At 70.7% G+C, this 19,760-nt stretch carries 21 protein-coding genes and 1 pseudogene; 5 read left to right on the forward strand and 17 right to left on the reverse strand.

Translation table 11 applies throughout. The annotated features are described in order from the left end of the window. Positions 1-6: 6 nt before the first annotated feature. The 5 genes from MOV08_RS06080 to MOV08_RS06100 form a co-directional block, all read right to left on the reverse strand. Positions 7-597: a GTP-binding protein gene (locus MOV08_RS06080; protein WP_039630139.1), complete on the reverse strand. Its 591-nt coding sequence runs from the start codon at positions 595-597 to the stop codon at positions 7-9. Next, positions 572-952, reverse strand: coding sequence for a DUF742 domain-containing protein (locus MOV08_RS06085; protein WP_275306622.1), 381 nt, complete (start codon positions 950-952; stop codon positions 572-574). Before MOV08_RS06085 ends, MOV08_RS06080 begins: the two co-directional genes overlap by 26 nt. Continuing rightward, positions 949-1,362, reverse strand: coding sequence for a roadblock/LC7 domain-containing protein (locus tag MOV08_RS06090; protein ID WP_039630144.1), 414 nt, complete (start codon positions 1,360-1,362; stop codon positions 949-951). The genes MOV08_RS06085 and MOV08_RS06090 overlap by 4 nt, the downstream gene beginning before the upstream one ends. Beyond that, positions 1,359-2,573 (reverse strand): sensor histidine kinase, encoded by a 1,215-nt coding sequence (locus tag MOV08_RS06095; RefSeq protein WP_039630146.1) that lies wholly within the window; start codon positions 2,571-2,573, stop codon positions 1,359-1,361. Before MOV08_RS06095 ends, MOV08_RS06090 begins: the two co-directional genes overlap by 4 nt. Before the next feature lie 702 nt (positions 2,574-3,275). Continuing rightward, a complete protein-coding gene (locus MOV08_RS06100; RefSeq protein WP_275306623.1) occupies positions 3,276-4,289 on the reverse strand; it encodes an alpha/beta hydrolase in 1,014 nt (337 codons plus the stop codon). A gap of 296 nt (positions 4,290-4,585) precedes the next feature. Here MOV08_RS06100 and MOV08_RS06105 point away from each other — a divergent pair, with 296 nt between their 5' ends. Continuing rightward, complete coding sequence (locus MOV08_RS06105; protein ID WP_275306624.1) at positions 4,586-6,517, forward strand: ATP-binding protein; 1,932 nt, start codon at positions 4,586-4,588, stop codon at positions 6,515-6,517. Positions 6,518-6,609: 92 nt separating this feature from the next. Next, positions 6,610-6,819 (forward strand): hypothetical protein, encoded by a 210-nt coding sequence (locus MOV08_RS06110; RefSeq protein ID WP_039630152.1) that lies wholly within the window; start codon positions 6,610-6,612, stop codon positions 6,817-6,819. Positions 6,820-6,953: 134 nt separating this feature from the next. Here MOV08_RS06110 and MOV08_RS06115 read toward each other — a convergent pair whose 3' ends face one another. From MOV08_RS06115 to MOV08_RS06140, 6 genes are all read right to left on the reverse strand, one after another. Further along, a complete protein-coding gene (locus MOV08_RS06115) occupies positions 6,954-7,619 on the reverse strand; it encodes a DedA family protein (RefSeq protein WP_275306625.1) in 666 nt (221 codons plus the stop codon). 293 nt (positions 7,620-7,912) lie between these two features. Further along, entirely contained in the window at positions 7,913-8,371 is a 459-nt protein-coding gene (locus MOV08_RS06120; RefSeq protein WP_039630156.1) for a DUF4442 domain-containing protein, read from the reverse strand. Between the two features lie 318 nt (positions 8,372-8,689). Then, positions 8,690-9,517, reverse strand: a complete 828-nt coding sequence (locus MOV08_RS06125; RefSeq protein WP_275311706.1) for a spermidine synthase — start codon at positions 9,515-9,517, stop codon at positions 8,690-8,692. A 380-nt stretch (positions 9,518-9,897) separates the two neighbouring features. After that, a complete protein-coding gene (locus tag MOV08_RS06130) occupies positions 9,898-10,740 on the reverse strand; it encodes a patatin-like phospholipase family protein (RefSeq protein ID WP_275306626.1) in 843 nt (280 codons plus the stop codon). A 326-nt stretch (positions 10,741-11,066) separates the two neighbouring features. Further along, complete coding sequence (gene tuf, locus MOV08_RS06135; RefSeq protein ID WP_275306627.1) at positions 11,067-12,242, reverse strand: elongation factor Tu; 1,176 nt, start codon at positions 12,240-12,242, stop codon at positions 11,067-11,069. Positions 12,243-12,350: 108 nt separating this feature from the next. After that, entirely contained in the window at positions 12,351-12,578 is a 228-nt protein-coding gene (locus MOV08_RS06140) for a hypothetical protein (RefSeq protein ID WP_039630160.1), read from the reverse strand. A gap of 266 nt (positions 12,579-12,844) precedes the next feature. On the opposite strand from MOV08_RS06140, the gene MOV08_RS06145 reads away from it, so the two are divergent. Further along, positions 12,845-13,546 (forward strand): TVP38/TMEM64 family protein, encoded by a 702-nt coding sequence (locus tag MOV08_RS06145; RefSeq protein ID WP_275306628.1) that lies wholly within the window; start codon positions 12,845-12,847, stop codon positions 13,544-13,546. A 70-nt stretch (positions 13,547-13,616) separates the two neighbouring features. On the opposite strand, the gene MOV08_RS06150 is transcribed toward MOV08_RS06145, so the two are convergent. The 3 genes from MOV08_RS06150 to MOV08_RS06160 all read right to left on the reverse strand — a co-directional run bounded on the left by MOV08_RS06150 (position 13,617) and on the right by MOV08_RS06160 (position 16,494). After that, positions 13,617-14,303 carry a pyridoxamine 5'-phosphate oxidase family protein gene (locus MOV08_RS06150; RefSeq protein WP_275306629.1) on the reverse strand — a complete coding sequence of 229 codons (687 nt, stop codon included), beginning with the start codon at positions 14,301-14,303 and terminating at the stop codon, positions 13,617-13,619. A gap of 206 nt (positions 14,304-14,509) precedes the next feature. Further along, positions 14,510-15,316 carry a hypothetical protein gene (locus MOV08_RS06155; RefSeq protein WP_275306630.1) on the reverse strand — a complete coding sequence of 269 codons (807 nt, stop codon included), beginning with the start codon at positions 15,314-15,316 and terminating at the stop codon, positions 14,510-14,512. Positions 15,317-15,624: 308 nt separating this feature from the next. After that, entirely contained in the window at positions 15,625-16,494 is an 870-nt protein-coding gene (locus MOV08_RS06160; protein ID WP_275306631.1) for an SCO6745 family protein, read from the reverse strand. Between the two features lie 320 nt (positions 16,495-16,814). On the opposite strand from MOV08_RS06160, the pseudogene MOV08_RS06165 reads away from it, so the two are divergent. Further along, a pseudogene (locus MOV08_RS06165) lies at positions 16,815-17,926 on the forward strand (IS630 family transposase). Between the two features lie 72 nt (positions 17,927-17,998). Here the strand turns inward: MOV08_RS06165 and MOV08_RS06170 are convergent. Continuing rightward, on the reverse strand, positions 17,999-18,376 hold the full coding sequence (locus tag MOV08_RS06170) for a nuclear transport factor 2 family protein (protein WP_039630169.1): 378 nt from the start codon (positions 18,374-18,376) through the stop codon (positions 17,999-18,001). Between the two features lie 107 nt (positions 18,377-18,483). Between MOV08_RS06170 and MOV08_RS06175 the strand changes: the two genes are divergently transcribed. Beyond that, entirely contained in the window at positions 18,484-19,146 is a 663-nt protein-coding gene (locus MOV08_RS06175; RefSeq protein WP_275306632.1) for a S41 family peptidase, read from the forward strand. A 30-nt stretch (positions 19,147-19,176) separates the two neighbouring features. Here the strand turns inward: MOV08_RS06175 and MOV08_RS06180 are convergent, their stop codons facing one another. Together MOV08_RS06180 and MOV08_RS06185 are read right to left on the reverse strand one after the other, a co-directional pair. Beyond that, positions 19,177-19,401 carry a hypothetical protein gene (locus MOV08_RS06180; RefSeq protein ID WP_039630171.1) on the reverse strand — a complete coding sequence of 75 codons (225 nt, stop codon included), beginning with the start codon at positions 19,399-19,401 and terminating at the stop codon, positions 19,177-19,179. Between the two features lie 2 nt (positions 19,402-19,403). Further along, the gene (locus MOV08_RS06185; protein ID WP_235095206.1) at positions 19,404-19,691 is read right to left on the reverse strand and encodes a DUF6400 family protein; all 288 of its coding nucleotides are present in this window, start codon (positions 19,689-19,691) and stop codon (positions 19,404-19,406) included. Between the last annotated feature and the right edge of the window lie 69 nt (positions 19,692-19,760).

The following is a 19,760-nucleotide window of genomic DNA, read 5'->3' on the forward strand; positions in this document are numbered from 1 at the left end:
GCACTCCTAGTTGAGGCGGGACTGGAGATAGCGGACCAGCGTGATCAGAGAATCTGCCGACGATTTCTGGTCACGCGCATCGCAATGGACGACCGGCGTATCCGGGAGCAGATCGAGCGCCTCCCGGATCTCGTCGAACGAATGCTCCGGAGTCCCGTCGAAACGGTTCACCGCGATCGCATACGGGATGCCGTAGTGTTCCACCAGGTCCATGACAGGGAAGGACTCCTCGAGTCGCTGCGGGTCGACCAGGATCAGCGCCCCGAGCGCCCCGCGCGTCATGTCCTCCCATACCTGAACGAAACGCTGCTGACCGGGAGTTCCGAACAAGTACAGGACCAGTCGTTCACTCAGCGTCAGCCGGCCGAAGTCCATCGCGACGGTCGTCGTGGTCTTCTCCGGCACCGCCCTCAGGTCGTCGATGCCCGCGCTGGCCTGCGTCATGACCTCTTCGGTGCGCAGCGGCGGGATCTCCGACAGGGTTCCGATGAACGTGGTCTTGCCCACCGCGAAGTGCCCGACGACGAGGATCTTCGCCGCGGTCTGCACCGAGTTCCGCAGGTACACCCCGTCATCCAAAGCGAGCCTGGAGCCCATTCAGCACCTCCTCCAGGATTTGCCGTTCGACAAGCTGAGCGCTGGGGATGGGCGCGCGGACATAGAGATGGCCCTCCTCCGTGAGATCGGACACCAGAATTTTGACGACGCCCACGGGCAGCCCGGTGTGCCCGGCTATCTCGGCGATCGACAGAAAACCCCCGGCGCACAGCTCCAACAGGCGCTGCTTCTCCGGGTCGAGCGGCTTGGTCCGGGGTGGATCCTGAGCGACGGTGACCAGTGTCAGCAGCGAGAAGGCGCTGTCGTCGACAAGGTCCCGGCCGTTGGTGATGACGTACGGCCGTACTAATTCCGCTGCCTCGTGTACCAGCTCCGGCTCGTCATCGGTCGTCATGGTTGGATATCGGCCCTCTCACGCGGAGGACTGGTCAGTGCCTTGCCGAGCTGGCCGACCAGTTGCTGCATCCGGAACGAGATCTCCCCCATGTCGACGTCGGGCGACGCCGACACCGCGAGATAGGCACCCTCACCGGCCGAGATGAGGAAGACCCAGCCGTGGTCGAATTCCACAAGCGTCTGCCGCCACTGCGGGCGTACCGCGGGACCGGTGCTGTTGCAGAAATCAGCGACCGTTCGGCTCAGCGACTGCATACCACTCATCGCGGCGGCCACGGTATCGGCGTGGTCCCGGCCGACCTCCTTCGAACGGGCCATCAGCAGGCCGTCGGCGGAGACGAGGATCGCATGCTGTGCTTCAGGCAATTCCAGCGCACTGTCAAGCATCCACGACAGATCGTAGTTCACGGAACCTCATGCCCTTCACTGCTTGCTTGGGTGGAACGACGGCCCGATTGCGTACCGCGCTGGAACGCGCCCATGGCGGACGCGGTCCGGGCGCTGTCGCGAGCCGGGGTGGGGGTGCTCTCGGCCGCCGGCGGCACAATCGAAATGGCGCCGCGGCGGCGGCGCTTCGGCAGTCCGCCGGCGGTCGTCTCGGACGCCGCCACAGCGTCCGCGCCGGAGTCGTCGAAGCTCGGCGGCGGTGCCGTCGCACGGTGCCGCCCCGGGAGCGGGGCACCCTGCTGACCAGGAGGGTTCTCGGGCGGCAACGGGGTGGACGCGGCAGCCACGGCAGGAGCCTCCTCGGGTTCGTGCAGGGACGTGAGCAACTCGTCGGGGAGCAGGACGACCGCGCGCACACCGCCGTACGGCGAGGTGGAGTCGACCGAGACCGTGAAGCCGTAGCGGGCGGCGAGCACGCCGATGACCGTGAAACCGAACTGCGGCGGGTTGCCGAGACTGGAAACGCTGGCCGCATTGCCGCCGGAAAGCAGCTGGCCGGCCCGAGCCTTTTCCTCCTCGTTCATGCCGACACCGGCATCGTCGACGACGATGCACACGCCCTTGGGTACCGGGCGGATGTTGATTTCGATCACCGTTTCCGGCGCGGAATAGCTGGTGGCGTTGTCCAGCAATTCTGCGAGGACCAGCGCCACCGGTTCGACGGCGCGGCTCACGATGGCGAAATTGCTCTGCGAGCGGATCTCGACGCGGGTGAAGTGACGAATACGTCCCTTTGCACTGCGGACTACGTCGTAGAGCGAGGCGTCATTACGGCGCCGACCGAGCCATCCGTCACAGAGCACGGCGATAGACTGAGCGCGCCGCGCGAACTGCGAGTTCATGTGGTCGATATCGAGCAGATCCTGGAGAATCCTATGCTCGCCGTATGTCTCCTGAAGTTTGGAGATCGTCAGCTGCTGCTCGCTCGCCAGACCCTGGAGGGTCCGCATGGCGGCCTTCAGAGTATTCTTGGTGGCCTCTTCGGCGCGATCCTTGGCCTCCTCCACAGCCTCCGCATAGTGCTCTTCCAGTTGAGCGTAGTGCTGCTTCAGATCAAGCTTTTCTTTTCTCAGCTCCGATATCTTTTTTCGACCACGAATAATCGCGGTAGCGGCGACAGGGGTACCAGCGACCAATGCCCAAAGCGCTGGGTCCTGGAGATATTGCGTCATAGGTCTCTCTTCGGATGACGAAGCCACCAGGTGCCGTGTGCCCGGCTGCCGTGTGGATATTCAAACGCGGCCCCAGACACTCGACGAACGGCCGCGCACAGTCGCCTGCCAGAAAGCCTCTGAAGGCCCGGATAATGGCATAGCTCTCCCCGGGGTGGCGTTTTTCTCAGGCTGATACGCGGAATTCACTTTTGCCATAGCAGGTGACTACCCGGTTGGCAAGTGCGATGATCTTAGCATCACGCCATCGACGGTAGTCCAACAACGATCCGTAACCTTCTGACACCTGACGGGGATTCAACAAAGGTTCCCTTTGGGGCCATTGGCTCCCGACGCCGCTCCCGAGCGCAACCGGTTGGGTCGCTTCCTGACGACCCGCTAGCACTTCGCCACCGCCCGGCAGCGAACGCAACGCACCACGAAACCGCAGGCCGGATCGCTGATTCGGGACACCGTGGACGCATGCGATCTTGTCGCCGGCACCGCACCCCGCACCGTCACCCGCGGGCCGGCGCCCCGCGGGGAGCGGCGCGCAGCGGCCCATCCGCACGCAGGCCGCGTCCGCCGTCAACACACCGCGTCCCGCACGGCGTCAACGACGGAGTCAAACGGTCCGAGAGCGACCGGCACCCTCGGACCGCGGCACGACACCGGTCGCGCCGCCCACCAACGGGCCCGCCGCGCACCGCGGCCGACGGACCGTCAGACCGACGGCGCCGCCACCGGCCCCTGCATCTGCTCGCTGATCCAGTGCAGCGACTCGGGCATCCGCTTGATGTAGGTGTGACCGCTGTGCACACCATCCGGTATTTCGAAGAGCGTGGAGTGGATCGGCCCGCGGACCCCGTCGGTGTAGCCACTGACGAAGCGCTTCACATCGGGCACCGCGGCCTCCTTGCTCCCGAGCTCGAAGGCCAGGTAGACCTGCGGCCCGCCGCGCGCCGCCAACTGCCGCGCCAGATGCCGCGGGTCGTTCGCCAGCTTCTCGGCCGGGTGCCCCTTCCACAGCGGCGAGTCCGGAGCGGTGTCGGGACCGTTGACGATCGCCGCCTTGAACCGCTGCGGCTCCTTGAGCACCGCCTTCAACGCCGCGAACCCGCCCGACGAGGAGCCCATGAAGGCCCAGCCGTCCCGCGTCGCATACGTACGGAAGTTGGTCCGGGCGAACTCCGGCACGTCCCGCGTCAGCCAGCTCCCCATCTTCGGCTGCCCCGGGATGTCGCTGCCGTCGTAGTACGTCTTGCGGGGATTGAGCACCGGCATCACCAGGATGAAGGGCAGCGTCTTGCCCTCCTTCGCCCACTCCGACAGCCGCTCCTCCAGCGCGAACGGCGCATCCGTCCAGTAGTTGGACGGATACCCCCAGGCACCGGGCAGCGCGATCAGCACCGGGAAGCCGCTCCGGGCGTACTTGGCCTGGTTGTACTGCGGCGGCACCCAGGCCCACATGTCCCCGGTGTAGCCGGACACCCTCCCGTGCCACTTGGTGTGCACCACCTTGGTGCCGTCTTCCCCGGTCGCGCGGTACGTGGTGAACACCGAGCGGGGGCCCCGCGGCATCACCACCTGCGGCCGACCGTTGAGCGCGTCCGCGGTACGGGCCCGCAGCCGGGGCACGTTCGACGCGTCCACGACGTCCTGCCCCGGCCCGCCGCATCCGGCCAGCAGCCCCAAGGCCACCACACTCACCGCAGCTCGGACGCGCAGGGACTTCATCGGAACGATCTCCTCAGGCACTTGGGGCCGGCCGGGACACCACGGTGCCACCGCGAAACCGGTCGAAAGGCACCACTTTAAGATCGACCCGTCCGCTGTCGAGCGCCGCCCCCGCCCTTCGTGACCTGGGGTTTACCGATCTGTAGCACCATGAAGACGAACACCCGCGTCAAGCGCACCGAACACGTTTCCCCCTAACGGTGCAGCCCATCCGCTGTTTGCCCCACAGCCGGCTCTGGCATCGTGGGTCGTTCCTAGGGAAGTGCACGGCGCTGTGCCGTGGTTGGGGATGACCGATGACCGCGTGGGCCGATCACGGGCCGCTGCCCGCCGTAGTGGGGCGGGCCGTTGAGCACGAGCAGGTGACCGGGCTGCTGGGCGGGCCCGGACCGGTCACGCTCACCGGCCCGGCCGGGGTCGGCAAGAGCCTGCTGGCCCGGGCCGTCCTCCAGGAGCACCCCGCGGCCCACCCGGGCACAGTCGTCCGGATCGCCTGCTGGGACGGACTGACCGCGGACGAGCTGACCGGCGCCCTCCGCCGCACGGCCGGCCTCCCCCCGGCAGGCACCGTCGAAGGACTCGCCCGGCACTGCCGCGCCCACCGCATGATCGTCCTCCTCGACGACTGCGACCCGCTGCTCGACGCCTGCGCGGCCCTGGTCCGCCGGCTGCTGCGGACCGAACCCGCACTGCGGATCATGGCAACGGCCCGCCGCCCGCTGGGACTGCCTGGAGAACGGACCGTCGCCCTCGCCCCGCTGCCGGTGGCCCTCGGCGAGGGCATCGCCGGACCGGCCGTCGAACTCCTCGCCGCGCGCACCGGCCCCGCCGCCGCGGAGCTGCTGGTCGCGGTGTGCCGGGCGCTGGAGGGCTGCCCGCTGGCGATCGAACTGGCCGCCCGGCAGCTGGACCGGATGACGCTGGCCCAACTCGCCGCCCGGCTGGACGCGGACGGCCCTCTGCACTTCTCCGGCCCCTCCCCCACCACCCGCCACACCTCGCTGCACGCCGCGCACGCCGCCGGCTACGCCCTCTGCTCCCCTCTCGACCGCCAGGTCTGGGCCCGTCTCTCGGTCCTCCCCGGCGACTTCGACCCCTGGCTCGCGCAGTGCGTCTGCGCCAGCAGTGACGTTTCTGCAGCCGCCGTCGGCGACGCCCTGGAACGCCTCCGCACCGCCTCCGTCCTCGTATGCGTACGGGACGCCGAGGGCGCCCCCGGCTCCGGTACCGCGCTGCCGCCCCGCTACCGGCTCCCGCGCGGCGCCCGCGACTTCGGGCGGCTCCGACTGCGCGAGGCCGGCGACGAGGCCGGGGCCCTGCGCCGGTTCCGGCAGGCGTGCGCGGCCCTCGCGGCCGAGGCCCAGATCACCTGGCAGGGCACCGGCCAGCAACTCGCCGTCCGCCTCGTCGAGGACGAGCAGCACCACCTCGACGCGGCGCTGACCCGGCCCCCGTTGGACGCCGAGGACGCACTCGGCGCCCTGGACATCGCGGTCTCCCTGTGGTTCCAGTGGGCGGCCTGCGGCTTCCGCCGCGAAGGCCGCGCCCACCTGGACCGACTGCTCCCGCTCGCCCAGGAGGACACCGCGCTCCGGGCCCGCGCCCTGTGGCTCGCCGGCTACCTCGCGGCCCAGGAGAACGCCCCCGCCGCCGCGGAACCCCTGCTCGACCGGGCGTGGCAGGCGGCCGTGATGCACGCGGACGCCGACGGCCTGGCCCGTATCGCCCACGCACACGCGGTCCTCGCGCTCCACCGCGAGGACACCGCGACCGCCGTGGCCTGTCTGGAAGAGGCCGCCCGACACTCCTCCCGCGACCCGTGGTTCGGCCCAAGCCCCGCCCACAGCTGGGCCCTGCTCGCCATCGCCCTCGCCCCGCTCGACGCGGTCCGGGCCCGGACCGCGGCCCGCCGCGCCTGGGAATCCCGCCACGCCGACAGCGACTTCTGGCTGCACTCCACGATCCTCTACGCCCGCGCGCTGATCGAACGCGCCCACGGCGACCCGGCCGCCGCGCTCCGGGCCTGCCGCAAGGCCCTGGTCGCCAAGAAGCTGATCGGCGACCCGCTCTTCATCGTGGGCGCCCGCACCATGCTGGCCGGGCTGCGCCGCGGCGTCCGCACCGCCGCCCCGGTGCGCCCGACCGGCGGCGAGCCACGCTGGTGGCGCCGTGCCGACCCCGACCCCGACGACCGTCCGTTCTTCTCCCGGCCGCGCACCGGGCCGTGAGCCCACGCCACCGGCCTCGGGACCGGAACTGTACGTGACGCGGCAACTGCGCTCGGGATGCGGAGCCGCCGGGTCCGTCGCATCCTGGAGGCATGAAGCGTGCCCCCGTCATCGTGCATCCGCCGTCCACCGGCGGCCGCCGCGTCACGCTCCACGGACACGATCTGGGCCGGGCACTGCGCCCCGGCGACGTGGCCGCGATCCTTCGCCGGGCAGGATTCTCCACCGCACGCTTCGTCTGGGAGGACACCGGCGTCATCGAGTGGCGCGACGGCGGGCCGGACACCTGGCAGATGCCGTAGCGGGCACCCAGCGGGCGGGTGCCACGACAACGGGATCCCCTTCCGTCCCCCGGGCCGAGCACGGGAAAAGCGCGGCGCCCCGGATGTCCACGTCAGGACATCCGGGGCGCCGTGTGCGTGCGCCGGCCGCCGGCTCAGTCGCGCGTGGTCGCGACGACCGGGGCCTGGGCCTCGACCGCCGCCGCCTCACGCGCCGCGGCGGCCTTCTTCGCCCGGTGCTTCATCAGCAGGAACGACCCGATGCCGAACAGCACCGCGGCGACCAGGCCCCACACCGAGAAGCGCTTGAGCCAGGGCTCGGCGACGATGCCGACGGTGTAGATCAGGGCGGTCGTACCGCCGGCCCAGATGATGCCGCCGAGGATGTTGGCGATCAGGAACTTCCAGTACGGCATCTTCAGCACGCCCGCGAGCGGACCGGCGAAGATCCGCAGCAGCGCGATGAAGCGGCCGAAGAACACGGCCCACATGCCCCACTTCTCGAACTTCGCCTCCGCCATGGCGACATGGTCCGGACCGAAGTGCTTGGGGAACTTCCGGCCGGCCCAGGCCAGCAACGGCTTGCCGCCCTTGCGACCGATCATGTAGCCGATGGAGTCACCGATGATCGCGCCGGCGGAGGCACAGGCACCCAGCACATAGGGGTTGATGTGGTCCTGGGTCGCGGCCAGGATCGACGCGCTGACGAGGACGATCTCACCGGGCAGCGGAATGCCCAGGCTCTCCAGCCCGATGACCAACCCCACAAGGAGGTAGACGCTCACGGCGGGTACCGTCGCCAGCCACTCCTGGATGTGCAAGGCCGCTTCCTCCGCTGATGTTGGGCCCCATGGGCCGTTGCCCGGTGCTGCGGCACCGGTCGGTCGTTTCCCTGGCGCGCCGATGCGGCGCGCCAGGGAAGCGTACTCGACCGGATCGTCCCGATCATGAATCCCCGAACGAGCGGTGGCTTTCGCGACGACACCTATGGAGACGCCTCAACACCGGTCAAAGTTCCGCTCCGACCCGAAACGGCCGAGGCGGCGAGCCTCAGCGGGGAGGCCCCGGCCGCTCACCCACGGTCACCGTCGGGCCGCAGCCTGGCTCATCAGCCTCACTGATTGGGGCGGAGCGTCCACACGATCGTCATCTCGCCGGTGACCGCGCCGTCCTTGTCGCGGGTGATCTCGACCTTCACCGGGAACTCCGGGCGCCCCCCGGCGTCCAGCTCGGCGATCACCTCGGATATCGGGCGGCCCAGCTCGGCGGTGGCGGTGACGGCTCCCATGGCGAGCTTCTTGTAGCCGATCTCGGCACCCACCGCCAACGGCACGGCGCGACCGAGCTGATCGCCGAAGGCCGTCATCACGATCGCACCGCTGGCGGACTCGGCCAGCGTGAACATCGCGCCGGCGTGCGGGCCACCGACGTGGTTGTGGAAGTCGGGCTGGTCGGCCATGCGGACCACGGCACGCTCGGTGGTGGTCTCGGTGAACTCCAGGTTCAGGGTGCGGACCATCGGCACGGATGCCGCCATCATGTCGCCGATCGACGGCAAGGACTCTGAGGACATGGCGCCATGTTACCTAGCAGTAGCTTAGCTGTGAAGAGGCCATCCCCCGCCCCGCGACCGGCCCGCACCCCACACCTCAAACCCCGCCACGGGCGTTCCCTCCCCGCACCGCACACCCGGAACCCAACCCCGGTCCGCCACCCACCGGCCACACCCGCACGACAGCCCCCAACCTTGACGACGCCCACCCCACCCGAAGGCAACACGGCGAAGGGAATCAATCACGCTGCGTAAGCGTTGCCGATGATGCGGAGAGCTGTAGGGCCGAGAGCACCGAGAGCAGAGTCGAGGGGCTAGGCGGCTCTAGGGACTAGGCGACTAGGCGACGCTGAAGGTCCCGTCAGGCGGTACGGGGGACGGGAGCGCCTCGGCGTCCGGCACGGGGCGCGCGTCGGCGATCAGGCGTTCCAGGGCTGGGCCGTGTTCGACACGCGCGGGGAAGACGTCGGCGGCGGTGCGACGCGCCAGGTCGGCGATCGGGAGCTCCGCGTGCGAGGCGAGCAGCACGGCGTTGCCGAAGCGGCGGCCGCGCAGCACCGACGGTTCCGCGATCACGGCGAGGTGGGCGAAGACCGCGGCGAAGTTGGCGAGTTGGCGACGCAGAAAGTCGAAGGGGGCGCTGTCCGCGAGGTTCGCGGCGTAGCAGCCGTCGGGGCGCAGTGCGCGGGCGGCGGCGCGCGCGTACTCGATGGAGGTCAGCTGCGCGGGCACCCGTGAGCCGCTGAAGACATCCGCCACGATCACGTCGACGCCGGCCTCCGGCGCGTCCGCCAAGGCCGCTCGGGCGTCCCGCGCGTGCACCGTGATCCCGGAGTCGTCCGGCAGCGGCAGGTATTCCGTGACGAGGGCGAGCAGGCCGTGGTCGGCGTCGATCACGTCCTGCCGCGAGTGCGGGCGGGTCGCGGCAAGGTAGCGGGGCAGGGTCAGCGCGCCGCCGCCCAGGTGCAACACGTCCAGCGGCTGCCCCGCCGGCGCGGCCTCGTCCAGGACGTGCGCGAGCCTGCGGACGTACTCGAACTCCAGGTGGGTGGGGTCGTCGAGGTCGACGTACGACTGCGGGGCCCCGTCCACGGTGAGCAGCCATGCGCGGGGGCGATCGATGTCCGGGAGGAGTTTGGCCGTGCCGTGGTCGACGGCGCGGGTCACGGGGACCGGGTTCTCGGCGGGCGGCGCGACCGATCCGCGTCGATCACCTCCTGCCGTCTCGTCGGAGGTCTCGTCGGAGGTCTCGGCAGAGGTGTGGGCGACCGTGGGGTCCTGGGCGGTCCGGTCGGCCGTCGGGGGTTGGTCGGTCCGCGGTTCGCCGTTCGCCGGTGATTCGTTGTGCACGCTGCCATTGTGACGGGCGGGGCGGGGTGACTGGAGTGGGGTGGGGGGTGACTGGAGTGGGGTGGGGTGGCGGCGACTGGAGTGAAGTGAGGCGACAGAGCCTCTTGAGGTGCCTCTTGCGGTAGGGCGCCGGGGGATCTGGTGGTGAGGGGTGATCGGGTGGTGGGGTCGGACGAGCGATCTGTTCAACCGGATGATCAAGTGATCCAGAGGGCGCGGACTTCTGGGGCGTGGGTGGCTGACTGGCGGCGGCCGGCACGGGCGGCGTCGGCGCGTTTGGCGGGGTCCAGGACGTTGCGGCCGAACGCCGATCTTGCGGCGCGGTCCGGAGTGATCACGCAGACCCGTGCGCCCTCGCCCGTCAGTCGTGCGCCCTGCGTCCGAGGTGCGACGATCGGGCCACCGCTGACGGCGATGGGGGCGATGACCACGACTCGGTCGTAGCCCGCGGCCAGGTCCACGTTGGCGCTGGAGTGCACTCCGCCGTCCACCCACCGCTTCCCGTCGATGGTCACCGGCGGGTAGACGCCCGGTACGGCGCAGCTGGCGCTCACCGCGTCGAGGAGCGGGACTCCGCTGGTGGCGTCGAACGCGGTGCGCTCCCCCGTCATCGCATCCACAGCGGTGATCATGAGCCGTCGCGCGGGCCAGTCGTGCACGCCCAAGGTCCGGGCGATCCCCCTGCGGTGCGCCGCCTCGGGGACGGTGTGTGCGGTCAGCGCGAGCCGGCCCAGCCGGGCGCCGAAGGACACCGCGTTCCGGGAACGCAGCGCGATGGCGGCGAACCGGGCGAACATCGCCGGGCCCATGCGGTCGACCGGCAGCCCGTCCGGCGCGGCCAGTTGGTGCGCGTACAGCTCCTCCAACGGGTGCAGACGGGAGGTCAGTTGCGCGCCGACGATCGATCCGGCGGAGGTGCCGATCACGACATCGGCCCCGCCGAGGTCAACACCCGCCTCCGCGAGCCCGACCAGCATGCCGACCTCCCAGCCGATGCCGGTGAGTCCCCCACCGCCGAGGACCAACGCCGTTCTCGGCATGCGATGACCTTCCTCTCGCGCCCTGGTTCCTCGCCGTAGTGGGTGGCCGAAGTTCGCAGCAGCAGTAGCAGTCGTGATCATGGTTGTGGCTGTGGCTGTGGCTGTGGTGGTCGTCGTAGGGGACGGGGTCCGGCGGAATCGTAAAGGCGAGGCGCGGAGGTGACCAGTGGCACGGGGAAGCGAACCGGACACGGCGGCCGGGAGGGACGGCGGGGCCGACGGAGTCGGGGCCCGTCCGGCCGGGCATGGCCGGACGGGCCCCTGATGGGCGCCGAGTGGGCCCCGCTCGGTGGCGGGCCTGTCCTCCCCCGCTGGTCCCTACGCGGTCAGCCCTCGACGGTGCGGATCGTGCCCGCGCCGACGGTTCGGCCGCCCTCGCGGATGGCGAAGCCGAGGCTCGGCTCCAGCGGTACCGCGCGGCCGAGTTCGACCGTCACGGTCACGGTCTCGCCGGGGCGGGCGACGGCCCGCTCGCCGAGGTCGATGGCGCCGACCACGTCCGCGGTGCGGATGTAGAACTGCGGTCGGTATCCGGTGGACAGCGGCGTGCGGCGACCGCCTTCCTCGGAGGAGAGGACGTACATCTCGGCGGTGAAACGGTGTCGCGGGGTGACGCTGCCGGGACTTGCGGCCACGTCGCCGCGGCGCACCTGGTCGCGGGGCAGGCCGCGCAGCAGCAGCGCGACGTTGTCGCCCGCCTGGGCGGATTCCATGGGCTTGCCGAAGGTCTCCACCCCGGTGACGACCGTGTGCAGCGTCTCCCCGCCCAGTACGGCCACCTGGTCGCCGCAGCGCACCGTGCCGCGTTCGACGGCCCCGGTGACGACGGTGCCGCGTCCGGTGATGGTGAGCACGTTCTCCACGGACAGCAGGAACGGCGCGTCCACATACCGCTCGGGCACCGGGACATAGGTGTCCACGGCGTCCAGCAGGGCGGCGATCGCGTCGGTCCAGCGCGGGTCGCCCTCCAGCGCGCGCAGGCCGGAGACCCGGACGACGGGCAGGTGCTCGCCGTCGTAGCCGTGTGCGGTGAGCAGTTCCCGCACCTCCAGCTCGACGAGGTCGGTGAGCTCGGGGTCGCCCGCGTCGGCCTTGTTGAGCGCGACGACGATGTGCCGTACGCCGACCTGTTTGGCGAGCAGAACGTGCTCGGCGGTCTGCGGCATGATCCCGTCGAGCGCGGAGACGACCAGGATCGCGCCGTCGAGCTGGGCCGCGCCGGTGACCATGTTCTTGATGAAGTCGGCGTGGCCGGGCATGTCGACGTGGGCGTAGTGCCGGGTGTCGGTCTCGTACTCGACGTGCGAGATCTGGATGGTGATGCCGCGGGCGGCCTCCTCCGGGGCCCGGTCGATGCGGTCGAACGGTACGAACGTGCCGGTGCCCCGGTCGCTGAGGACCTTGGTGATGGCGGCGGTGAGCGTGGTCTTGCCGTGGTCGACGTGGCCCATGGTGCCGATGTTCAGATGCGGCTTGGTCCGGACGTATGCCGTCTTGGGCATGGTGTTCTTCCTCGCGAAATGCGGTGATGACGGCGACGTGGCGCCGTGGGGACCCCTGGTCCGCTCCGACCCTCCCCCTGCGGGGTCCGCCGGACGATCCGGAGAGGGTCAGCTTCGCGCGCCGTCTGCGGCAACGGCGGCCTGGAGGGCTGCCGCGGCGGCGGGAGCGGTGGTGGCTGCTGCGACGGCGGGCGCTGCGGTGTCGGCCAGGCATGCGGCGGGGACGGCACCGTCGATCGCCGGGGCTGCGGCGAGGAATGCGGCGGCAGCCTTCGGCGCATCCGCGGCGGTCGGTGCGACCGCGGACGGCATCGGAAGGAAGGCGTGCCGGAACATGCGTCATATGGTGCCGGGGCGCCGCTCCGGCGTCGAATGATTTACGGCCGCGGGACGGCAGTCGGACAGCGCTACGGCAGCAGTGGAACGGCATCGGGACGGCATCGGGACAGCATCGGGACGACGTCTCGCGGCGCTGCGCGGTCGCCCGGTGCGCGGTGCAGGGCGCCGGCGCGCGGCGGACCCGGGCCTGCCGACTGTCCCGATTCGTGGCCGTGCGGCCCGGATTCCTCCGGCACGCCGGAGGCGTCGGTTACGCTCCCGGGATGCCCGTCCCCGCCGCCACGCCCGACGGCCTCGCCGCGCGCTGCACGCGTGTGTTGTTCTCGCCCTGGTCGCGGCTTGCCCTGCTGTTGGTCCTGTTGGTCTGCGCCGCGTCGGCGATGCTGCTGTGGCGCCCGCAACAGTTGCTGTCCGGTGGCTGGCCCGCGCAGTGGTCGGGGCCGACGGCGCTGGTGATGTTCGCGGTGGCGTACGGCGTGTGCACCACCGCCTTCGTGCCGCGGCCGGTCCTGAACCTCGCCGCGGGCGCGCTGTTCGGAAGTCAGTCGGGGCTGGTCACGGCGCTCGCCGGGACGGTGCTGGGCGCCGGGCTGGCGTTCGGGCTCGGTCGGCTGCTCGGGCAGGAGGCGTTGCGGCCGCTGCTGCGCGCCCGCTGGCTGACCGCCGCCGACCGGCAGTTGAGCGAGCACGGGTTCCGCTCGATGCTGTTGATCCGGCTGCTCCCGGGGCTGCCGTTCGCGGCGACGAACTACTGCGCGGCGGTCTCCAGGATGCGGTGGTTCCCGTTTCTGGTGGCCACGGCTCTGGGGAGCGTCCCGAATACGGCGGCCTATGCGGTCGCGGGGGCGCGGGCGTCGGCGCCCACCTCGCCGGCGTTCCTGCTGTCCATGGGCTTCATCGCGGTCAGTGGCCTGGTGGCGGTGGCCATCGCCTGGTACAAGCGGAAGGCGTTGCGCGGGGGCTGATCGCACGGCCCGTTCACGCGGGACCGCTTCCTCGTGGCCCGTTCACTCGGGAGTTCGTGCCCTGCGGCCCTCAGGACGCGGGTGTTCCGGCGCGGGCGGCGATGTGGGGCGGGAGCGGTGTCCCAGTGCCGAGTGCGGGGTCCGGTTCGGGGGTACCCCATGCGGTGCGGAGCGGGAGGACGCCGGCCCACAGGCCCAGTTCGGCGTCCGGGCCGTCGCCGTCCTCCGGGGCGCCGGTCCTGATCTTCACCGATGCCTCGTCGAGGGACAGGGCGAGCAGGGCGGTGGCGGCCAGTTCCTTGCGGTTGGGCCGACGGGCGTACTCCCATTGGCCGGGTGCGGACTGCTCGGTGAGGCAGCGCAGTCCCGCGAGCTTTTCCTCGTCGTCGGTGACGGGGCGGGGTGCTCCGTAGATCATCGCGCTGCGGTAGTTGACGCCGTGCTCGAAGACCGAGCGCGCCAGCACCAGGCCGTCGACGTGGGTGACGGTCACGCAGACGTCCGCGCCCGGGGAGGAGACGAGGCTGCGGCTGGCGACCGAGCCGTGGAGGTAGAGAGTGGTGCCGTCCGTTCCGTAGACGGTGGGTATCACGCGGACGGTGCCGTCGACGGTCACTCCGAGGTGGCAGACGAAGCCGGCCGCCAGGATGGCGTCGAGTTCGGCGCGGTCGAGGCTGCCTTGTTCGCGGAGCCGGCGGTGTCGGGTGCGGTCGGTTTCGTTCAGTGTGCGGCCCGTGGCGGGTATGGACGTGGTCATGGCGGTCTGCCTGTCTACCTGTCTGTGTGGGCTGCCGGGGTACGGGCGCTGCCGTGCCACGGGCCGGGAGGCGGGCTGTGTACGCGAGTGGGCAGCCCAGCGGGTCTGCCCGTCAGATTAACGACTTCACAATATTCATGCCAGGTATTTCACGGAATTCGTTGCCAAGGGGCTAGGCAGCAACCGAATTCGTACAGAGTCGATGGTCAGGAGCTGAGGTGATATTGGGCCCAGGGTTGGTGGGCCGCTGCGGCGGGCTCCTCGTGGGCCGGGGCGATGCTGCCCCAGGGGGCGAGGGCGCTGTCCCAGTCGGAGCTGAGGGCGGTGACGTCGGCAACGGGGTCGGTGGCGGACATCGCGCCCGTGTGCCAGGCGGAGGTCATGTGATGGGCGGCCGGCGCTCCGTTCCAGGTCGCCGACTGCTGGGCGGGGATGGTGTATTCGGCCTCTTGGACGTCGCCGGGGCCGCGGCGGTGCCGGCCCGCGTAGGTCTCGGTGGGGCCCGGATAGAAGCGCCCTTGGGCGGACAGTTGCTGGGCGCGGGCGATCAGGCGCGAGAGGTCGAGACCGAATTCGACGGCCAGTTCCCTCAGGTCCACGCCGGTCTGCCAACTGCCGATCAGGACCGCGTCCATGGCGGGCGACCAGTTCTGTTCCGGCGGGACGGCGGGGGGCACCGTAGCGGCCGGGCGACTGCCGGTCGCGGTGAGCGGATCGGAATTGTGATCGATCACCGGAGCTGATTCTTCCGGTTCCTTTTCCCTGGGCGGCACGCGGGCGGTGGTGGACAGGAGTTCCTCGGCGACGGCGCGCGCGTCGTCCTTGCCCACTGTGCGCCGGGCGATCCGCACTTCCCGTTCGTTGAGCCCGAACAGTCCGGCCACCGCGCCCGTACTGCCCACCGTCACCGCGAACGCCGCCAGCACGCGGGAGCGGTCGGCCTGTGCCTCGTCAAGTCTGGCCTGTGCTTCCCGGACACGTTCGTCACCACGACAAAACGCTTCTGCCAGCACGGCGTTACGGTCCCACAAATCTCTCGGATCCATACTCAGACAACGCCGCTTCCGTCGGAGGTGATCCGATCTGTCGCTGCAAAGCACCCCAAAGCACCCATCGGACCACCAGATGACAATCACCTCGTAGCGCGGCTGACAATCACGTCGTAGTCCAGGGGCCGCCTTCATCGGGGAGAACTCGATTGTCAGTGCGGCGCGTTACCTTCTGAATCAGCCGGACGTGCCGGGGGTCGGCGGCTCGTACCGGTCGTTCCGACGAGCGGAAGGTGGTACGGGATGCTTCGGGGGCACGGTGTCGAACGGCGTTACGGCGTGTCGGGGTGGGGCAGGCCGATGGGGTTGGGGAAGGGCAGCACGTCCGCGGCGAGGATGCGGCGGACGACGGGGTGCAGCAGCTCCAGCAGCTCGTCGACTTCCGATGGGGAGAGGGGGCGGAGCAGCCGGGCGGCCAGGCGGTCGGTCTCCTCCTCGATGTGGGTGCGTTCGCGCAGCCCCGACGCGGTCGGCGCGCCGTGGGCGTCGAGAAGGTCGCGGGAGCGCAGTCGGTCCGCGGCGGCGGCCCACTCCTCCTCGGTCCAGCCGCGGTCCTCGCGCATGGTGCCCTCGGGCACCCGGCCGGAGGCGGCGGTGAGGACCAGCGCCTCGCAGCCGTCCAGTTCCCGTTCGGCGAGCACCGCGAGATGGGCCTCGCCGCGGAACTCCCGCAGCGCGGTGGTGAGTTGCCACAGGCGTTCCACGGGGTCGGCGTGGTCGCACAGTGCGCGGTTGGCGGCGAAGAGGGGGCGCGCGGTGTCGGGGGCGGCGTCGACGAGTTCCTGGAGGCGGGGCAGCAGTGCGGGGGCGGTCCGGTCCAGGTCCGGGGCGATCCTGCGCAGGGCGTGGGCGGCGCGGGTGCCGCGTTCGTCGAGGACGTGGGCGGGGCTGACGATGTGCCACGCGGCGGGCAGCGCGCGGGCCACCATACCCGGGGCGAAGACGCCGAGGACGGCGGTGGCGGCCGCGGGTTCGACGGCGCCCAGGGGCGCGGTGCGGAAGGCGAAGTAGCCCATCCAGAAGCCCTTGAGACCGAGGGACTTGCCCAGGGCCCGGCAGTCGTCGTCGAAGTAGCAGACCGCGTGCAGGGGTTCGGTCATCAGCCAGAGCGATCGTGCCCGCTGTGCCGTGGTCGGCTCCATGCTGTGTACTCCTCGGTGGGCTGCTGGAAGTGCGATGGGCGGTGGGGCGGTCCCGGTGGCCTGCGCGGGGCGGTTCCCGGGGTGGCTCCGTGATCCGCACGCTATCGCCGTCCGGGCGGCGGCGCAGGAGAGCGGCGGGAAAGGACGTCCGGGCGGCGGTCGGGGGCACGGTCGGTGCCGGTCCGGCGCCGTCCCTCCCGGGAAACAGGGGGCGGGGTGCAGGCCGGGCGGGGCCTAGTGCTGTGACCGCGTAGGTTCGCCGGGTTGGTGGTCGTGACGGTTGGATGTGCGGTGACGTCCATTCGATCGCTGGAGGCGCGGTGGCTGAGCCTGTCCGTATACGCAGATTGACCGGCAAGGAGGGGCAGAAGCTGAAGCAGATCGTGCGCCGGGGCAGCACGAGTTCGGTGCGTTACCGGCGGGCGATGATGCTGCTCGCTGCGGCGGGCGGAAACCGGGTGCCGGTGATCGCCCAGCCGGTCCAGGCCGATGAGGACACCGTGCGCGACGTGATCCACCGCTTCAACGAGATCGGCCTGGCCCTCAGTGGGCGGGAGGCCGTCCCCGCCTGCTCACCCCTGACGACGAGGACTTCGTCATCCGGACGGCCACCACCCGCCCCACCGGGCTCAGCCAGCCCTTCACCCGCTGGTCGATCGGCAAACTCGCCGCCTACCTGCGGGAAGTGCACGGACGTGTCATCCGCATCGGCCGTGAACCCTTACGGTGCCTGCTCCGGCGCCGCGGCATCACCTTCCAGCGCACCAAGACATGGAAGGAATCACCCGCCCCTCATCGCGACGCCAAGCTCGACCGGATCGAGCAGGTTCTGGACCGCTTCCCGGACCGGGTCTTCGCCTTCGACGAGTTCGGGCCGTTGGGGATCCGGCCCACCGCAGGCTCCTGCTGGGCGAAGCAGGGCAAGCCAAACCGGCTGCCGGCGACCTACCGCCGCACCCACGGCGTCACCTACTTCCACGGTTGCTACTCCGTGGGCGACGACCGCCTGTGGGGCGACAACCGCTGCCGCAAGGGCACCGCCAACACCCTGGCCGCGCTGAAGTCGATCCGCGCCGCCCGACCCGACGGCGCCCCGATCTACCTCATCCTGGACAACCTCTCCGCCCACACCGGCGCCGACATCCGCCGCTGGGCGAAGAAGAACAAGGTCGAGCTGTGCTTCACCCCGACCTACGCATCCTGGGCCAACCCGATCGAGGCCCACTTCGGCCCGCTGCGGCAGTTCACCCTGGCCAACTCCCACCATCGCAGCGACCCCACGCAAAACCAGGCACTGCACCGCTACCTGCGCTGGCGCAAAGCCAACGCCCGCCACCCCGACGTACTCGCCGCCCAACGCAAGGAACGCGCCCGCATCCGCAGCGAGAAGGGCATCCGCTGGGGCGGACGCCCCCTCAACGCCGCAGCCTGACCGACCGCGAACCGCAGCCCCGGAGTGCTGAAAGGGACAAGTTCACGAGAAGGACAGCGACAGAAGGACGACTCAGGAGGCGGACGGCTCGATCTCCCCCGCAAAGACGATGACCTGGTCGATGAGGCTCCGCCGCAGATGGACGACGTCCGTTCCCGCCAGGCGGGGGCCTCCATCCGGCGTGGTGAAGACCCACTGGTATCGGGCCCACTCGTCAGGCATGTCCACCGCTGAGCAGCGCACCATCGTGCCGGTTCCCGCCGGGTGGCGCCGGATGTCCAGCACGAACCGCTCGACCGCCGCGATTCCTTCGATGCGACCCAACGGCCCCCAGAAGACCACGTCTGAGGTCAGGGCCTGGGAGAGCAGGGCAGTCACATAGCTGTCGTCCGAGGCGTTGAACGCGGAGATGAACGTGTCGATCGCGGAGCGTGCCGTCTCTTCCTGCATGCCCCAGTAATACCAGCCGTTGCGCGTGCGCTCGTCCCGCGAGCCGCCGTCCGACCACGGTGGACCATCCCGGTCACAGCACTGGGTGGCAGGACGAGCCGCAGTCCGTGGCATCGGAGGACGACGGCGCGGGCCGGGCGGCGTTCCTCGCCGGGTTGAGGGCGGAGGACCAGGGCATCCGCGCCGTGGAGCGGCTCGACGGGAACGTGGGCCGGATCGAGCTCCGGCGGATCGCCGACGCCGGTGAGGGTGCTCGGGCGATCGGCGCGGCGATGGAGCTGGTCGCGCACACCCGGGCCCTCCTGCTCGACCTGCGGTGCTGCCTCGGCGGCTCGCCCGAGGGGGCGGCCATGTGGTGCAGCTACTTCTTCCCCGACGACCAGGTGCACCTCAACGACATCTACGAGCGGGCCACCGACTCCACCCGCCAGTACTGGACGACGGCGCACCTGCCCGCGCCCCGCTACCTCGACCGGCCGGTGTACGTGCTGACCAGTGCCACCACGTTCTCCGGCGGGGAGGACGTGGCGTACACGCTGCAGGCGCTCGGGCGGGCGGTGGTGGTCGGCGAGACGACGCGGGGCGGTGCGCATCCCACCGCCCGGCATCCGGTGACCGCGTACATCACCGTCGCGGTGCCGACCACGCGGACCGTGAACGCGGTGACGGGCACCAACTGGAAGGGCGTGGGAGTCCGCCCCGACCGCCCCGTTCCGGCGGAGCGGGCGCTCGAAGTGGCCTACGAGGAGGCCCGGCGGAGCGAGGTGTAAGCGGGTGCCGGTGCAGCGGGAGCGGCCGCGTCAGGGGCGGCCGCCGGCGCCGAAGCCGGAGTCCCAGGACCAGAGGTGGGCGCAGGTCGGGCACTGGAGGTGCAGCCGGCTGCCCTTGTTGGAGAGCAGGTAGCGCCAGTGGTCGGCGCAGGTGCGGCCGTCGCGGCAGGTACCGCAGTCCTGGTGGTCCTGGCAGCGGGGGCAGGGCACCCAGGCGCGGCGGCCGATGTCGGCGGTGGGGTCGATCGGCAGCATGCTCAGCCCTGCTCGGCGGCCGGCAGTACTCCGGCGGCGACCAGCCGGGCGTAGAGGGCCTGCTGGTCGGCGTCGAGGTCGGAGTAGAGGAGCCGCTGCGCCTCCGCCTCGCCCGCGAGCACCGCGACGGGGTCCCAGTCGTCGCCGAGCGCGGCGACGATCTCGGCCCGTCGTCGGGCTTCGTGGCCGGCGAAGTCGAACTCGAAGGTCCCCAGGGAACCGTCACCGGAGATGCCGGTGACGCGGGATATGTCGGCTCCGGAGTCGGAGGAGCCGGTGCGGTCGGTCATGCTGCGCTTCCTGTACCACTCGCGGACGATTCGGACGAGTCCCCCCGATCGGACGTGTTTAGCAAGTGG

Source organism: Streptomyces yunnanensis, from assembly GCF_029011865.1.
Classification (GTDB): domain Bacteria; phylum Actinomycetota; class Actinomycetes; order Streptomycetales; family Streptomycetaceae; genus Streptomyces; species Streptomyces yunnanensis.

What these genes read in the sequence shown, in the direction of transcription:
- MOV08_RS06085 (WP_275306622.1), bottom strand. Translation starts at nt 952, where the DNA reads ATGACGACCGATGACGAGCCGGAGCTGGTACACGAGGCAGCGGAATTA.
- MOV08_RS06120 (WP_039630156.1), bottom strand. Translation starts at nt 8,371, where the DNA reads ATGTCCTCAGAGTCCTTGCCGTCGATCGGCGACATGATGGCGGCATCC.
- MOV08_RS06140 (WP_039630160.1), bottom strand. Translation starts at nt 12,578, where the DNA reads ATGTTCCGGCACGCCTTCCTTCCGATGCCGTCCGCGGTCGCACCGACC.
- tuf (WP_275306627.1), bottom strand. Translation starts at nt 12,242, where the DNA reads ATGCCCAAGACGGCATACGTCCGGACCAAGCCGCATCTGAACATCGGC.
- MOV08_RS06145 (WP_275306628.1), top strand. Translation starts at nt 12,845, where the DNA reads ATGCCCGTCCCCGCCGCCACGCCCGACGGCCTCGCCGCGCGCTGCACG.
- MOV08_RS06150 (WP_275306629.1), bottom strand. Translation starts at nt 14,303, where the DNA reads ATGACCACGTCCATACCCGCCACGGGCCGCACACTGAACGAAACCGAC.
- MOV08_RS06160 (WP_275306631.1), bottom strand. Translation starts at nt 16,494, where the DNA reads ATGGAGCCGACCACGGCACAGCGGGCACGATCGCTCTGGCTGATGACC.
- MOV08_RS06080 (WP_039630139.1), bottom strand. Translation starts at nt 597, where the DNA reads ATGGGCTCCAGGCTCGCTTTGGATGACGGGGTGTACCTGCGGAACTCG.
- MOV08_RS06105 (WP_275306624.1), top strand. Translation starts at nt 4,586, where the DNA reads ATGACCGCGTGGGCCGATCACGGGCCGCTGCCCGCCGTAGTGGGGCGG.
- MOV08_RS06110 (WP_039630152.1), top strand. Translation starts at nt 6,610, where the DNA reads ATGAAGCGTGCCCCCGTCATCGTGCATCCGCCGTCCACCGGCGGCCGC.
- MOV08_RS06100 (WP_275306623.1), bottom strand. Translation starts at nt 4,289, where the DNA reads ATGAAGTCCCTGCGCGTCCGAGCTGCGGTGAGTGTGGTGGCCTTGGGG.
- MOV08_RS06095 (WP_039630146.1), bottom strand. Translation starts at nt 2,573, where the DNA reads ATGACGCAATATCTCCAGGACCCAGCGCTTTGGGCATTGGTCGCTGGT.
- MOV08_RS06185 (WP_235095206.1), bottom strand. Translation starts at nt 19,691, where the DNA reads ATGACCGACCGCACCGGCTCCTCCGACTCCGGAGCCGACATATCCCGC.
- MOV08_RS06170 (WP_039630169.1), bottom strand. Translation starts at nt 18,376, where the DNA reads ATGCAGGAAGAGACGGCACGCTCCGCGATCGACACGTTCATCTCCGCG.
- MOV08_RS06130 (WP_275306626.1), bottom strand. Translation starts at nt 10,740, where the DNA reads ATGCCGAGAACGGCGTTGGTCCTCGGCGGTGGGGGACTCACCGGCATC.
- MOV08_RS06180 (WP_039630171.1), bottom strand. Translation starts at nt 19,401, where the DNA reads ATGCTGCCGATCGACCCCACCGCCGACATCGGCCGCCGCGCCTGGGTG.